Genomic DNA, 15,442 nt, shown 5'->3' on the forward strand with positions numbered 1-15,442 from the left:
CCTCAATTGAAACTCGGCGGCTTCGAAAGGTCGGGCGCCGGCGCCGCCGGCTTGGCAGGCGCAGTGTCGCCGAAATTCGGCGGCTGCGACAGGTCCGGCGTGCCGGGCGCGGCCGGTGCGGCGCCGCCGTTGGCGGGCGCCGCGCCATTGTCGGTCGGCGGCGTGCCGAGCGGCGCCAATCCCGGCATCTCCGGCAGCTTGATGTCGATGGTGCTTGGTTCGACGGCGGCGCCCTTGTAGCGCATCACCATCTGCGGGAAGGCGATGGTGAGCCCGATCATGATCACCTGGATGCAGACGAACGGCACCGCGCCCCAATAGATCTGGCCGGTGGTGACCGGCGCGATCTGCTTGCCGGTGAGCCGGTCGAGATAGGGCACGCGCGCGGCGACCGAACGCAGATAGAACAGCGCGAAGCCGAAAGGCGGATGCATGAAGCTGGTCTGCATGTTGACGCCGAGCAGCACGCCGAACCAGATCAGGTCGATGCCGAGCTTGTCGGCGGCGGGCGCCAGCAGCGGCACGATGATGAAGGCGAGCTCGAAGAAATCGAGGAAGAAGGCGAGCACGAAGACGAGGATGTTGACGCCGATCAGGAAGCCGGTCTCGCCGCCGGGCAGCGAGGTCAGGAGATGCTCGACCCAGATATGGCCATTGACGCCGTAGAAGGTGAGCGAGAAGACGCGCGCGCCGATCAGGATGAACAGCACGAAGGAGGAGAGCCGCGTCGTCGAGGCCAGCGCCTGCTTGATCACATCCAGCGACAGCCGTCCCTTCGCAGCCGCCATAGTCAAAGCGCCGACCGAGCCCATGGCGCCACCCTCGGTCGGGGTGGCGATGCCGAGGAAGATGGTGCCGAGCACCAGGAAGATCAGCGCCAGCGGCGGGATGAGCACGATCACCACCTGCTGCGCCAGCTTGGACATCATGTGGATTCCGAGCCGCTGGTCGGCGATCGCCACGATGTAGATGACGATCACGCCGACGGCGGCGCCGAGGATGTCCGCATTGTCGCCATGCGTCGGCACGAGGTAGCGATAGGCGGCATAGGAGATCGCGCCGGCCACCAGCAGCGCTACGATCAACGAGATGACGCCGTGGCCGAGCGTGCGGGCTTCGAGCGGCAATGCGGGCATTGCGTTCGGCCGGACGATCGACATGATCAGGATGTAGAGCATGTAGATGCCGGTCAGCACGAGTCCGGGGATCAGGGCGCCCGCATACATGTCGCCGACCGAGCGGCCGAGCTGGTCGGCCAGCACGATCAGCACCAGCGAGGGCGGGATGATCTGGGCCAGCGTGCCGGAAGCCGCGATCACGCCCGAGGCGAGGCGCCGGTCGTAGCCGTAGCGCAGCATGATCGGCAGCGAGATCAGCCCCATGGCGATGACTGAAGCCGCCACCACGCCGGTCGTCGCGGCAAGCAGCGCGCCGACGAAGATCACCGCATAGGCGAGCCCGCCGCGGATCGGGCCGAAGAGCTGCCCGACCGTGTCGAGCAGGTCCTCGGCCATGCCGGACCGTTCCAGCACGATGCCCATGAAAGTGAAGAACGGAATGGCCAGCAGCGTGTCGTTCGACATCACCCTGGTGCCGTAGAAATTGTCCGGCAGCGCATGCAGCAGCGGCCAGGCGAGGTTGATCGATCCGCCCGAATAGGGCGACAAGAGCACGCCGATGAAGAAGAACAACAGCCCGTTTGCCGCGAGCGAGAAGGCGACGGGGTAGCCGATCAAAAGGAAGATGATCAGCGAGGCGAACATGATCGGAGCCATGTTCTGCGCGATGAACTCGATCATGAGCGCACCTCGCCGGCCAACGCCTTGGCTTCCTCGGCAAGCGCCTTGGCCTCGAGCTCGGCCTGCTCATGCGCCGAGATGAAGGGATTGGGATCCTCCATGTCGCCGCGCATGATGGCGACCTTCTTGATGATCTCGGAAACGCCCTGCAGCGCCAACAGGAAGAAACCGACGAGCAGGATAGCCTTCGCCGGCCAGACGATCAGGCCGCCGGCATTGGTCGACATCTCGCCGCTGTGGAAGGACAGCGACACGTAAGGCACGAAGTAGATCACCATCAAGACCGCGAACGGCATCAGGAAGAGCAGATGGCCGAGGAGGTCGATCCAGTGCTGTACGCGGCGGGAAAAAATGCCGTAGACGATGTCGATGCGGATATGGTCGTTCTGCTTCAGCGTGTAGGCGGCAGCCAGCATGAAGGCGGCACCGAAAAGGTACCACTGCAGCTCCAGCCAGGCGTTGGACGAGATGTCGAACACCTTGCGGATGACGGCATTGACGGCGCTCACCAGGATCGCAAGCAGGATCGCCCACGAGACCCAACGGCCGATGAACTCGTTGATGCGGTCGATCGTCCTGGATAGAGCGAGCAGCACTGTCATGCATTTCCTCCCTGGTCATGCCGCGTGCCCGATTCCCCCATCCGGTGGCGCGCCGCTTGGCCCAACGGTATGCAGTGCGTGGTCTGACAGGTCAACACGACAAGGCGCGCCAAACGATGGCGCCGGTGGAAACCTGCCGGTTCACCGAACGTCATGCAACCAAAGTCTGACGGGTTCAGGCCACCTTGGCCTGGTCGCGGCCGGCCCCGATCAGCACCAGCATGGCGACGAGGAAGAGATAGATCCAGCCATCGCGCCATTCGATCGGGAAATAGCCGGCCCATAGCGATTCGGCCATGCCGAAGGCAGCGGCGCCAAGGGCCGCCCTCAGCGGCGACATATAGCCGCCGACAGCCGTCACGAACAGGATCTTGAGGCCATAGACGAGGCCGGTGCCGAAGCTGATGTTGCCGTAATAGAGGCCGGCGAGCACGCCGGCAGAAGCCGCGCAGAAGCCGCTGCAGAGCACCGCGCGGCGGAACACGGCGCGAACGTCGATGCCGCACATCGCAGCCGCTTTCGGATCGTCGGATACAGCCCGCCAGGCGCGGCCGAAGCGCGAATGCGAAAACAGCCAGGCGGCCAGCGCCACCCCCGCTATCACGGCTGCGCAGTCCAGCAACTGGATGACGGTGAGCGTCACCTTGAAGCCGGTGTCCTGGGCGAAGATGACGGGTTGGGCGAGCATCGGCGGCATCCAGAGATCATGGGTATCGGCGGCGATGCGGCTTGCTTCCGACAGGAACAGCAGGATGCCGAGCGTCGTCACCACGATGGCATTGGGCGACCGGGCGGCAAGCCGTTCGAACACGCTGCGCGACAGCACCTGGCTGATCAGCACCGCGTAGAGCAGGGCGGCAACGATGCCGAGCGCGACCGAGGCGAACAGCGTCAGCCACAGCGCCTGGTAGCCGAAGGCGGCGGTCAGGATCATGGTGTGGCCGCAAAAGGCAAACAGGGCCCCATAGGCAAGGTTGGTGCGATGCAGGATGCCGTTGGTCAATACATAGCCGAAGGCGAGCAGCGCATAGAGCGCGCCCGAATGCAGCCCGTTCAGCACCTGCTGGTAGAAATAGAGCATCAAGCATCTCTGGGGCTGTGCGACCTGGCCCCGTTGGAACCGTTGCACTCGGAATCTAACTTGTCAAATCCGTTTTATCGGTTAGATTTCTGGCATGACGGTATCCTGGACCCCGCACCGCTTCACCGGCGGCATCCTGGCGCTCGACACGGCGAACACGGTCGTGCTTCGCAACGATCCGGAAAAGACCTTCGACCGCTTCGATGATCCGGCCGAGATCGCCCGCTTTGCCGAGGCGGCAAGCGGCTTTCGCGCCGCCGAACTCGGCGGCCGGCGGCTGGAGGCGCCGGAACCGGACGGCATCGCCCCGGTTGTGCTGTCGATCCGCGAGGCGACCGACCGCCTGTTCCGCCATGCCATAGCGAAAGGCGCGATCGCCGCCGGCCATCTGCCGGATTTCCTGACGGCCTGCGCCGACGGGCTCTCCGGCAGCAGCACCGAAATCGGCGCGCCGGGCAGGCCCTTTGGCGATCCGTCGACACCGATCGCCTTCGAGGCGGCTTTGGCCGTCTCGGCGCTTTCACTGCTGCGGGATGACACCGTTGCCAGGCTCAGGATCTGTCCGAACTGCAGCTGGCTCTTCGTCGACCGCAGCCGCAACTCCAGCCGCCTCTGGTGCGACATGGCGGTGTGCGGCAACCGCCAGAAAGCGAATCGTTACTATCGCCGCCGCACGGCGGCCAGGGAGACCACCAATGCCTAGCAAATTCCGTTCGATCGCCCTTAGCGCGGCCCTGATTGCCGCGACGGCGCTCGGCGCCTGCCGCGATACCGGCAAGGAGCAGCTCTTCGCCATTTCCGGCAAGCTGTTCGAGTTCAACTACCGGCTCGGCATCGCCACCTATGTCATCACGCTGAGGCCGCTGCGGCCGATGGGTGAGGGACAGGTTGCGGTCGTCAATTTCCAGAATCCGGCCGGCGGCGATCCGCTCGTCGTCAACCAGAAGATCTGGCCGAAGCTTCCCCACATCACGCTTACCAGCCCGCCGCTCACCTGCGTCGTCAAGGACAAGCCCTATTCCGTTACGATCCGCATCGAGGATTCCAGCGGCACATTGCTCCAGAGCCTCGAGACGACAATGGCCTCGACGGAGGATCAGACGATGCTGCCGGACCGGCCGCTGGTGATCGGGCCGAAATATGAGCTCAATCCGGACCTTGCCGGCCATCCCGACGGCAAGCTGCCCGATGCGCCCAAGCCTGATTGCTCGAAGGCGGTCTAGGGCACGATCCCAAACCTTTGGTTCGAAAAGATCATGCTCGACCGGGAAGCGCCGGCTGCCGAAACTTTCGTGCTTCATGAAGCGGTTGGCTTCATCTTAAATGCGCTGGGTGGGTTCACCCGGACCGTTTGTTGCGTCCCGCCTGGCCTCTGCGATTTTGTTTGACCTCTCCCGCAAGGGAAGAAAGACTGCGGCCTCCCACTCCGACGTTGGCCGCCCGATCCGAGGCGTGCCTCCGCAGAGGAAATGCCTGATGACGCTGCATGACGTCGCGCTCGACGACAAGTTCGACCTTGGCAAGGAGCGCGTTTTCCTGTCCGGGGCGCAGGCCGTCGTGCGCATGCTCCTTATGCAGCGCGAGCGCGACCGCCGCTCGGGCCTCAACACCGCGGGCTTCGTTTCCGGCTACCGCGGCTCGCCGCTCGGCGGCCTCGACATGCAGCTTTGGCGGGCGAAGAAGCAGCTTGCCCAGGCCGACATTGTCTTCCAGCCGGGCCTCAACGAGGAGCTCGCCGCCACCGCCTGCTGGGGTTCGCAGCAGACCGAACTGCTCGGCGAAGGCACGCATGATGGCGTCTTTGCCGTCTGGTATGGCAAGGGGCCGGGCGTCGACCGCTCCGGCGACGTGTTCCGCCACGCCAATCTCGCCGGCTCGTCGAGAAATGGCGGCGTTCTCGCCCTGATGGGCGACGACCACATGGCCGAATCCTCGACCAACGCGCATGCCACCGAATTCCTGTTCGTCGACACCATGGTGCCGATCCTCAACCCGGCCGGCGTGCAGGAGATCATCGACTACGGCCTCTATGGCTTTGCCATGTCGCGCTTCGCCGGCACCTGGGCGGCGATCAAATGCGTCAAGGACAACATCGAATCGACAGCCTCCGTCGACGCCTCGATCGAGCGGCTGAACATCGTCATTCCGGACTTCGACATGCCGCCCGGCGGCCTCAACATCCGCCACGAGATCGACATGCTCGGGCAGGAGGAGCGGCTGCATGAGCATAAGCGCGCCGCGGCTTCAGCCTTCATCCAGGCCAATGGGCTGAACCGGATCGTCTATTCCGGCGGCCGCAAGCCGAAGCTCGGCATCATCACCATCGGCAAGAGCTATCTCGACGTCCGCCAGGCGCTCGAGGATATAGGCATCGACGAAGCGGCGGCCAACCGCATCGGCATCCGCCTGTTCAAGGTCGGCTGCCCCTGGCCGCTCGACTATCAGCATATCGCCGACTTCGCCCGCGGCCTCGACACCATCGTCGTCGTCGAGGAGAAGCGATCGCTGATCGAGGTGCAGTTGCGCGAGAACCTCTACGGCTCCGCCATCCAGCCGGCCATCGTCGGCAAGAAGGACGAGCGCGGCGACTGGCTGTTTCCGGCTAAGGGCGCGCTCGACCCGAACGAGATCGCGATCGCGCTCGGCGAGCGGATCCTGCGCACCATCGGCCCCTCGGAGGAGATCGCTGCGCGGGTAGCGAAGCTGCGCCAGTTCCAGGCGATGCTTGCCGACACCGTCGACATCGGCTCGCGCACGCCCTTCTTCTGCTCGGGCTGCCCGCACAATTCCTCGACCAAGGTGCCCGAGGGCTCGCTCGCCGCCGCCGGCATCGGCTGCCACTTCATGGCGCTGTGGATGGACCGGAACACCGTCGGCTTCACCGCCATGGGCGGCGAGGGCGCGCAATGGGTCGGCCAGGCGCCGTTCTCCAGGCGCGATCATATCTTCCAGAATCTCGGCGACGGCACCTACAACCATTCCGGCCTGCTGGCGATCCGCTTCGCGCTGTCGAGCGGCGCCAACATCACCTACAAGATCCTCTACAACGACGCGGTCGCCATGACCGGCGGCCAGCCCCATGAAGGCGGCCTGACGGTGGATATGATCGCCAGGCAGGTGCGCGCCGAGGGCGTCGAGCGCATCGCGGTCGTCACCGACGAGCCGGATAAATATGCCGGCAAGGCCGATTTCCCGGCCGGCGCCACCATCCATCACCGCGATGATCTCGACCTCGTCCAGCGCGAATTGCGTGGCGTGAAAGGCGTCTCGGTGCTTCTCTACGACCAGACCTGCGCCGCAGAAAAACGCCGGCGCCGCAAGCGCGGCACCTTCCCCGATCCCGACAAGCGCGTCTTCATCAACGAGCTGGTTTGCGAAGGCTGCGGCGATTGCGGCGTTCAGTCGAACTGCGTTTCGATCCAGCCGGTCGAGACGGAATTCGGCCGCAAGCGCCGGATCGACCAGTCGAGCTGCAACAAGGACTTTTCCTGCCTCAACGGCTTCTGCCCCTCTTTCGTGACGGTGCACGGCGGCAAGATCAGGAAGGCCGAAGGTATTGCCGGCAAGAGCGATCCGCTGGACGGCGTGCCGTCACCCGCCGAATTTCCGCTCGGCGACCAGGGCTGGGCAGCGATCATCGACGGCGTCGGCGGCACCGGCGTCGTCACCATCGGCGCGGTGCTCGGCATGGCCGCCCATCTCGAGGGCAAGGGCTGCGGCATGATCGACATGGCGGGTCTTGCCCAAAAGGGCGGCTCGGTCTTCACCCATGTCCGCATTGCCGCGACGCCCGAGGACATCCACACCATCCGCGTCTCGGCCGGCAAGGCCGACCTCGTGCTCGGCTGCGACCTCGTCGTCTCCGGGGCCAAGAAAGTGCTCGCCGCGGTGCGTGAAGGCCACACCATATTTCTCGCCAACACCGCCGAAATCATGCCCGGCGAATTCACCCGCTCGGCCGATTTTTCGCTGCCGGTCGAGCGGCTGAAGAAGGCGATCCGTGCCGCCGCCGGCGACGGCAAGGCCCACTTCTTCGACGCCACCCGCACGGCGACCGCGCTGTTCGGCAATTCGCTCGGCGCCAACATGTTCATGCTCGGCTTCGCCTTCCAGCATGGCGGGCTGCCGCTCTCGGCCGAAGCCGTTGAAAAGGCTATCGAATTGAACGGCGAAGCGGTGGCGATGAACATCGCTGCCTTCCGCTGGGGCCGTCGCGCCGCGCACCAGCCGGATTTCGTGCGCAACTTGGTCGGCAAGACGGGCAAGCCGGCGTCGGCACCCGCCGAAACGATCGACGACATCATCGCCCGGCGCGTCGCTTTCCTCACCGCTTACCAGAACGCCGCCTATGGAAGGCGCTATGCCGACAGGGTCGCCGCGCTGCGTGCCGCCGAGGCGAGAGCGGTTCCCGGCTCGACGGCCGTGACCGAGGCTGGCGCCAAGAACCTGTTCAAGCTGATGGCGATCAAGGACGAGTATGAGGTGGCGCGGCTCTATACTGATGGCGCCTTCGCCGCCGACCTCGCAAGGCAGTTCCAGAGCTACGAAAGGCTGGAATTCCACCTCGCGCCGCCGGTCCTCGGGCGGCGCGGCAATGACGGTCGCCCAAGGAAATCGAGCTTCGGCCCGTGGATGATGAAGGCATTTCGCCTGCTCGCTGCCATGAAAGGCCTGCGCGGCACCGCGCTCGACGTGTTCGGCCGCACCGCCGAACGGCGAGCCGAGCGGCGGCTGCTTGCGCAATACGAGGCCGATCTCGATCTGATCGCCGCGGCACTTGCGCCGGGCAGGATCGATGCCGCCGCCGCTCTGGCCTCCGTGCCGGCGCTCGTCCGCGGCTATGGCCATGTCCGGCAAGCCAGTGCCGCAAAGGCGGCGGAGGAGCGCTCCAGGCTGCTGCAGCGGCTGACCCAGGCCGAGCCGGCGCCGATTCTCAGCGCCGCTGAGTGATTGCACCAAACCGATTGCCCGAAGCTTTTTCAGGTCGGCCTCGACCCTTGCGCCTTTGGCGGGCGGGCGGGCCGAAGCCGTTGCTTAAGCGCTTCCTGTTCTAAGCCTTTCTTAAGGCGGTTGTGTCATGACAAGGCTTAGCGTTGGGCCGACCCTATGGGCAAAACAAAGACCGAAAGCATCCCTGCGGATGTTTATATCCAATTTGTGCGGTCGTTGTTCGACAACGCGCACATGTTGTTGATCGGTGGTGCGTGCTACTGGATCCTCGGATTCATGATCAATCTGCGTACGCACAATCCCTTGTTCCTGGCGTTTTCTTTTGCTCTGCTTTCCGTCAGCCTTATCCGTTACTTCGGCATTCGCGGCTTCCTGAAGACAGGCGGCGTGATTGCCGATGTCGAACACGCGCAGCGATTGGAGCGCAGCTACATCCTCAAGGGCTGCCTCCAGGGTCTCGGATTGGGCGCGCTATGCTTCGTGTCGATCTATGTTTATCCCGATCCCTTCGCCGAGCTGGCGGCGATGTCGCTGACCCTGGCGACCCTGGTCACGGTTGTCGCCCGCAACTACGGGTCTCCGCGCATGGTGCGGATTTTTTCCGTGACCTTCATCGGTCCGGCGGCGCTTGCGCTCCTGCTGCGCATGGACGCGCCCTCCGTCGTCCTCGGCCTGATGATCATCCCGATGACGTTCATCACCATCACCGGCGCCGATCATGTCCGCAACGTGCTGTTCTCGGCGGTCATCGGGCACAAGCAGGCGAGGAACCTGACGCGCAGGTTCGACCGCGCGCTCAACACCATGTCGCATGGCCTGGTCATGCTCGGCCCGGACGGACGCGTCGCCGTCGCCAATGCCGAGGCCGCCCATCTGATGTCGCTGAAATCGGCCGATGCGCTGCTCGGGCGCTCGATTCACGGGCTTCTGATGCGCGGCGTCGCCGGCGGCATGCTGGCGCCGAAGGATTGCCGCTACATCGAGGCCCAGCTGACGCGCGCCCTGCGCGAGGGCCGGGACCGCAAGGTGCTGGTGTCGCTTGCCAACGGCCAGCACTACGAATTCTCCGCGCGCGAAGGCAGCCAGGAACTCGGCGTCATCACCTTCGAGGACGTGACGGCCCGCGTTGAGGCGGAGGAAAAGATCCGTTTCATGGCGCGCTACGACAACCTCACCGGTCTGCCGAACCGTGCCTACTTCCACGAGCTGGTCGGCGAGGCCATGGCCTCCGGCGACCGCGACCGGCTCTGCGGCCTGGCGGTGCTCGACCTCGACGATTTCAAGAGCGTCAACGACACGCTCGGCCATCCGGTCGGCGACGGATTGATCTATGCCGTAGCCGAGCGGCTGGCGGCGGTCGCCGGGCCTGGCATCAATGTCAGCCGCTTCGGCGGCGACGAGTTCATGATCTATTTCGACCGCATCGAGGATGAGAGCCATCTCGGCGGCCTGCTCGACGAGATCTTCGCCGACCTGCAGGGCGAGGTCGACGTCGCCGGCCACGGCCTGCGCATCCAGGCCAGCGGTGGCGCAGTATTGTCCTGGGTCAAGGACACCGATGTCGACGCCATGATCGTCAAGGCGGACCTTGCGCTCTACAAGGCCAAGGAGCTCGGCAAGAACAGCTGGCGGCTGTTCGAGGCTTCGATGGATGCCGCCTTTCGCAACCGCCAGCTGATGAAGGCCGATCTGCGCAGCGCCGTTCAAGCCAGGGAATTGCGCGTCGTCTACCAGCCGATCGTGTCGATGAGCACCATGCGCATCGCCAGCTGCGAGGCGCTCTGCCGCTGGGATCATCCCGATCTTGGTCCGATTTCGCCAAGCATCTTCATTCCGCTGGCCGAGGAGATGGGCATCATCTCCGAGATCAGCGCCTTCGTGCTGCAGGCGGCCTGCGCCGAATGCGCCAAATGGCCGGCGCAGACCAGCGTCTCGATCAACCTCTCGGCCAAGGATTTCCGCAACCGCGACGTCGTGCAGAAGGTGCGCGATGCCCTGGCGGCGTCAGGCCTTGCGCCGCACCGGCTCGAAATCGAGGTCACGGAGACCGCCTTGCTTGACGACAAATCGCTGACCCGCGAGTTGATCGAAGAGATGAAGACCCTGGGCGTCCGCATAGCGCTCGACGACTTCGGCACCGGCTATTCCAGCCTCAGCTACCTGCACAAGCTGCCGCTCGACAAGATCAAGATCGACCGCTCCTTCCTGATCGACGTGACCCAGAGTCCCCAGTCGCTCGACCTTCTGAAGGGTATCGTCGGTTTGACCCGGACGCTGGGCCTGGTCGTCACCGTCGAAGGGGTCGAGACTTTCGAGCAGCTGAAGATATTGGTGCGTTCGGTCAAACCGGACCTCGTGCAAGGGTTCCTCTTCGGCGCCGCGCTGAGCGCGTCCGGCATCGAGACGATGTCGAACGTCACCTGGCCGTTCGCCGCGGACCTGCGCCTCGCGGCCAAGCGGACGGCCAGGTAGCCGTATTTGCAAATTTCGCCGGATCGACAACGCGCGTTGCTTTGGCTGAGAAGCAATTTGCACGAAGCTCAAGCTTTGAAGGCGCTTTGGCAATATCTTTCGAAACAATTGCGGTCAAAGCGAGAGGCTGTTTTCTATGGTAAATTGTATAAAAAAATATTTTCAATAGAAATGTGATTCTATCGGAATATGAGTTACATAAACAGTTCTAATTGCCGAGTTTTTCGGCGCTCTTCATCCCGAATGCGAGCTTAGGCCAGGGCGCTCGGTCGGCTTTTTCAGCGCAACTTTACCGGCGAGGAGTTCCGCCGGTTATTAAGGTTAACGAAGGGTAAATCAGCAGTATCGAATTTTCGGCTTGTGTCCCATTTCAACTCGAATAGCCTATTCACAGGCGGATACGAGGACTTGAGAATGGATGCTGCGAGAAACGATGCGCAGGCTGGCGCCGGCGCAAACGCTGGGTCGGCGCTGAACCGTTCGATCATGCAATTGCTGGAGCATGTCGATTATCGTCTCATCACGGGGGGCGAGGATCTGGAGGCGATCTACCGCCTCCGCTATCAGTCCTACCTGCGCTCGGGCATGTGCGGTCCGATCGCCAGCGGGATGTTCGAGGATCGCTGGGACAATCTGCCGAATTCCTATCGCTTCGGCGTCTATTTCGATGGCCACTTGGTCAGCACCCTGCGGCTCCACTACATCTCCCGCGAGCACCCCTATTCGCCTTCCGTCGACGCCTATCCGGAGATTTTGGCCGAACGGCTTGCCCGGGGAGAGAGCTTCATCGACGGAACCCGCTTCGCAACCGATGCGGACGGCGCGCCCGCGCCGGGGGTTCTGCCGTTCCTGACGCTCAGGCTCGGCATGGTGGCCTCCTGTTACTTTGGCCAGACCGCGGTGCTCACGCCGGTCAAGGTCGAGCATGCCGCTTACTATGCCCGCATATTCCATGCCGTGCAGCGGACCGAGGGCAAGGTCTTTCCAGGCGTTCTTGCGCCGATCGCTTTGTTCGAAATCCCCTGCGGCGAAAATCTGCGCCAGACGCTCGAGCGGTTCCCGTTCTTCAAGTCGACGCCGGTGGAACAGCGGATGATGTTCGCCAATCCGGCCATCAATCGGCTGACCCCCCTGTCCATCGTACCGACGGCGAAATACTACCGCGACGCCGCCTGAAAGGGCGTCCTTCCGCGCATCATGGACCTTTCTTGCGATTCCCGCGTTACGAGTAGCGGCGTCGCGATCGGGCGACGCCGCATTCTTGCCCAGCAGGCGTTTCGCCAGCTCATATCGCGTTGTTCATGGGAAGGATACGGTCATGACCATCCACTCGCTTGCGCTCACGCCGCTGATCTCGCTGATCGCCGGCATATTGATCCTGGTGATGCCGCGCCTGCTCAACTACATCGTCGCGCTCTACTTGATCGTCGTCGGCATTCTCGGCCTGTTTCCGCACCTCGCCAGCTGAAAGAACTCTCAGCTGGCGAAAAAGCGCAGCGCGGCAGCGACAATCGCCTCCGGTGCATCCTCCTGCATGAGGTGACCGGAGCCCGGAACCAGCGTCAAGGTGCAATCCGGCAGCATGGCCGCAAGCTTCTCGCCGCTCCGCGGCAAGATCCAGCGATCTTCTTCTCCCCACAGCAAAGCTACCGGGCAGCGGAATTCGCGATAGAGCGGTTCGACCTCGTCGGTGAAACGCTGATCCATCTGCGCGATCTGCCGATAGAAAGCCGCCTGGCCATCCGAACCGGTCCATGGTGCGATGTACGGCTGCAGTTCGTCGTCGGACAAAGGTTTGGCTGCCGCGCCTGCAATATACGCCTTCAGGATCGCTACCTGGATGTAGTCCGGTACGCCGGCAAAGGCGAATTCATGCCGCCTGACATGCTGGACAAAGGGTGAGCCCCACGGCCGCACCGCCACCGGATCGATCAACAGCAGTCTTTCATAATCGCAACCGTCAATCAGATGCGCTCGCAAGGCGGTGGCGCCTCCGAAGTCATGGGCGATGATGTTCGGTCGATCGAGCTGCCAGAACGCCAGCATCGCCGCCAGCGCCTTGTTCTGGATGCCCAGCGAAACATCCTGCCCCTCGCGTTTCTCGGACTGGCCATACCCCGGAAGGTCGTAGAAATAGAGCGTGTGCTCGCGCCCCAGTTCGGGGGCAATGCAATGCCAGACATGCGAGGAAAATGGCGTTCCATGCACGAGCACGATCGGAGGACCGGAGCCGGCCGAACCCCAGGCGATGCTGGTGCCTTCCCAGTCAAGTCTCTCTGTCGGCGACATCATGCGGGTGATTGCCCAGTCGTTGGTGCAGGCAAGCTTAGTCACGTCACGTTTAGCCGGAAAGCGCGAAATTATCATCGCACGTTCAGACGTCTTGAAGGGATCGGCGGCGCCAACCATGGTCTGCAACGGCCACCGGCCTTCAACTTTCATTTGAGGCTGTTGTCGCCGGCCGTGCGGCAATAGCGCCATTGCTCTTGGTCCGGCTTTTCGCTATGTGCCTCGAAGGCATTTTCGAAGGGGTATTCCTATGGCTGATCACACGCCGACCGGTCCTGTCGAACTGGGTGCGCAGATGGACTATGCCGAGCATGATCGCACCTACAGGGCGTTCCTCTCGCTCGCCAAATACGGCTCGCTCGTCTGCGCCGCGATCCTGCTGGCCATGGCCTTTGGCTTCTTCGCAGGCGGCTTCTTCTCGGCGACTATCCTGTTCATCGTGATCATGGCCGTCGGCTATTTCATTCTGCGGTAGACTTTCCAAGCCATTGCGTTCGACGTCCTGCCGGAGGTCCCGGCCGACGCCTTGCGCAGCAAGGTTCCAGCCGAAAGGATCATGCGGTGGGGCAGACGGTATTCATCCCTCGTGAGCTTGATGCGAACGAGCCGCGTGTCGCGGCCTCGCCTGAGACGGTAAAACGGCTGGTGAGCCTGGGCTTCGAGGTGATCGTCGAGAAGGGCGCTGGCCTCGGCTCGCGCATCCCCGACCAGGATTTCGCCGGTGCCGGCGGCACAATCGGAACGACGGCCGATGCCAAGAAGGCCGATGTCGTGCTGAAAGTGCGCCGGCCGACGGATGCCGAGCTGAAGGGCTACAAGCCGGGCGCGGCCGTCATCGCCATCATGGATCCCTACGGTAACGATGCCGCGGTGGCCGCCATGGCCAAGGCCGGCATCACCGCCTTCTCCATGGAGTTCATGCCGCGCATCACCCGCGCGCAGGTGATGGACGTGCTCTCCTCGCAGGCCAATCTCGCCGGCTACCAGGCGGTGATCGACGCGGCTGCCGAGTATGACCGCGCCCTGCCGATGATGATGACGGCGGCTGGCACTGTGCCGGCGGCGAAAACCTTCATCATGGGCGTCGGCGTCGCCGGCCTGCAGGCCATCGCCACCGCGCGCCGCCTCGGTGCTGTCGTCACCGCCACCGACGTGCGTCCGGCGGTGAAGGAGCAGGTGCAGTCGCTCGGCGCGAAATTCCTGGCGGTCGAGGACGAGGAGTTCAAGGCGGCCGAGACGGCCGGCGGCTACGCCAAGGAAATGTCGAAGGAATACCAGGGCAAGCAGGCGGCGCTCACCGCCGAGCATATCGCCAAGCAGGACATCGTCATCACCACGGCGCTGATCCCCGGCCGCCCGGCGCCGAAGCTGATCTCGGGCGAGATGGTCGCCTCGATGAAGCCGGGCTCGGTGATCGTCGACCTCGCCGTCGAGCGCGGCGGCAATGTTGAGGGTGCTGTGCCCGGTAAGGTTGTGACGACGGAAAACGGCGTCAAGATCGTCGGCCATCTCAACGTGCCGGGCCGCGTCGCGGCGTCGGCTTCGCTGCTCTATGCCAAGAACCTTTATGCCTTCCTTGAGACGATGGTCGACAAGGCGACCAAGCAGCTTGCCATCAAGCGCGACGACGAGCTGGTCAAGGCGACGATGCTGACCGATGGCGGTAAGGTCGTGCATCCCAATTTCGCCAAGGCTGATCAGCTGCCGCGCACGGAACCGGCTGCGATCCCGGCCACGGTCCTGGTCGCAGATGCCGCCGACAAGAAACCGACGCCCCGGAAAACCAACAACAGGAAGGCCGCGGCCAAGCCGAAGGGGAGCGCGTGATGGAACAGCTGCAGAAAGCCCTCGACCAGCTCGATCAGGCGACGGCCGCCGTCCGCCTTGCCGTGCAGGATCTGGCCAACGCGCCCGCCGGCGCCGAGGCTGCCGGTAACGCGGCGCATGCACTCTCGGGCGGCGCCATCGATCCCTTCGTCTTTCGCTTTGCCATCTTCGTGCTGGCGATCTTCGTCGGCTATTATGTCGTGTGGTCGGTGACGCCGGCGCTGCATACGCCGCTGATGGCCGTCACCAACGCCATCTCCTCGGTCATCGTTGTCGGCGCGCTGCTCGCCGTCGGCATCGCGGCCTCCGGCCTTGCTGCGGGCTTCGGCTTCATCGCCCTGGTGCTGGTCTCGGTCAACATCTTCGGCGGCTTCCTCGTCACCCAGCGCATGCTCGCCATGTACAAGAAGAAGGAAAAGTGA

Annotated in this window: 13 protein-coding genes; 9 read left to right on the forward strand and 4 right to left on the reverse strand. The window is 63.8% G+C overall.

Annotated features, from left to right (window positions below):
* Positions 1–2: 2 nt before the first annotated feature.
* The 3 genes from AU465_RS18645 to AU465_RS18655 all read right to left on the reverse strand — a co-directional run bounded on the left by AU465_RS18645 (position 3) and on the right by AU465_RS18655 (position 3,482).
* Positions 3–1,799, reverse strand: coding sequence for a TRAP transporter large permease (locus tag AU465_RS18645; protein WP_192250927.1), 1,797 nt, complete (start codon positions 1,797–1,799; stop codon positions 3–5).
* Positions 1,796–2,401, reverse strand: coding sequence for a TRAP transporter small permease subunit (locus AU465_RS18650; RefSeq protein WP_192250930.1), 606 nt, complete (start codon positions 2,399–2,401; stop codon positions 1,796–1,798). Before AU465_RS18650 ends, AU465_RS18645 begins: the two co-directional genes overlap by 4 nt.
* Before the next feature lie 175 nt (positions 2,402–2,576).
* Positions 2,577–3,482, reverse strand: coding sequence for a branched-chain amino acid ABC transporter permease (locus AU465_RS18655; RefSeq protein ID WP_192250933.1), 906 nt, complete (start codon positions 3,480–3,482; stop codon positions 2,577–2,579).
* A 94-nt stretch (positions 3,483–3,576) separates the two neighbouring features.
* Between AU465_RS18655 and AU465_RS18660 the strand changes: the two genes are divergently transcribed.
* The 6 genes from AU465_RS18660 (at position 3,577) to AU465_RS18685 (ending at position 12,372) form a co-directional block, all read left to right on the forward strand.
* Complete coding sequence (locus tag AU465_RS18660; protein ID WP_192250936.1) at positions 3,577–4,185, forward strand: CGNR zinc finger domain-containing protein; 609 nt, start codon at positions 3,577–3,579, stop codon at positions 4,183–4,185.
* On the forward strand, positions 4,178–4,705 hold the full coding sequence (locus AU465_RS18665; protein WP_192250939.1) for a hypothetical protein: 528 nt from the start codon (positions 4,178–4,180) through the stop codon (positions 4,703–4,705). Before AU465_RS18660 ends, AU465_RS18665 begins: the two co-directional genes overlap by 8 nt.
* A gap of 253 nt (positions 4,706–4,958) precedes the next feature.
* Entirely contained in the window at positions 4,959–8,432 is a 3,474-nt protein-coding gene (locus AU465_RS18670; RefSeq protein WP_192250942.1) for an indolepyruvate ferredoxin oxidoreductase family protein, read from the forward strand.
* A 156-nt stretch (positions 8,433–8,588) separates the two neighbouring features.
* A complete protein-coding gene (locus AU465_RS18675; protein WP_192250945.1) occupies positions 8,589–10,904 on the forward strand; it encodes a putative bifunctional diguanylate cyclase/phosphodiesterase in 2,316 nt (771 codons plus the stop codon).
* 414 nt (positions 10,905–11,318) lie between these two features.
* Positions 11,319–12,080: an N-acyl amino acid synthase FeeM domain-containing protein gene (locus tag AU465_RS18680; protein ID WP_192250947.1), complete on the forward strand. Its 762-nt coding sequence runs from the start codon at positions 11,319–11,321 to the stop codon at positions 12,078–12,080.
* A gap of 142 nt (positions 12,081–12,222) precedes the next feature.
* Positions 12,223–12,372 (forward strand): DUF3096 domain-containing protein, encoded by a 150-nt coding sequence (locus tag AU465_RS18685; RefSeq protein ID WP_192250952.1) that lies wholly within the window; start codon positions 12,223–12,225, stop codon positions 12,370–12,372.
* An 8-nt stretch (positions 12,373–12,380) separates the two neighbouring features.
* Here AU465_RS18685 and AU465_RS18690 read toward each other — a convergent pair whose 3' ends face one another.
* A complete protein-coding gene (locus tag AU465_RS18690) occupies positions 12,381–13,238 on the reverse strand; it encodes an alpha/beta fold hydrolase (RefSeq protein WP_312891287.1) in 858 nt (285 codons plus the stop codon).
* A 205-nt stretch (positions 13,239–13,443) separates the two neighbouring features.
* Between AU465_RS18690 and AU465_RS18695 the strand changes: the two genes are divergently transcribed.
* The 3 genes from AU465_RS18695 to AU465_RS18705 all read left to right on the forward strand — a co-directional run bounded on the left by AU465_RS18695 (position 13,444) and on the right by AU465_RS18705 (position 15,442).
* Complete coding sequence (locus tag AU465_RS18695; RefSeq protein WP_192250953.1) at positions 13,444–13,668, forward strand: aa3-type cytochrome c oxidase subunit IV; 225 nt, start codon at positions 13,444–13,446, stop codon at positions 13,666–13,668.
* Positions 13,669–13,754: 86 nt separating this feature from the next.
* Positions 13,755–15,020 carry a Re/Si-specific NAD(P)(+) transhydrogenase subunit alpha gene (locus tag AU465_RS18700; RefSeq protein WP_192250956.1) on the forward strand — a complete coding sequence of 422 codons (1,266 nt, stop codon included), beginning with the start codon at positions 13,755–13,757 and terminating at the stop codon, positions 15,018–15,020.
* On the forward strand, positions 15,020–15,442 hold the full coding sequence (locus AU465_RS18705; protein WP_067003367.1) for a proton-translocating transhydrogenase family protein: 423 nt from the start codon (positions 15,020–15,022) through the stop codon (positions 15,440–15,442). The genes AU465_RS18700 and AU465_RS18705 overlap by 1 nt, the downstream gene beginning before the upstream one ends.

It is taken from the genome of Mesorhizobium silamurunense, assembly GCF_014843905.1.
Lineage (GTDB): Bacteria > Pseudomonadota > Alphaproteobacteria > Rhizobiales > Rhizobiaceae > Mesorhizobium > Mesorhizobium silamurunense.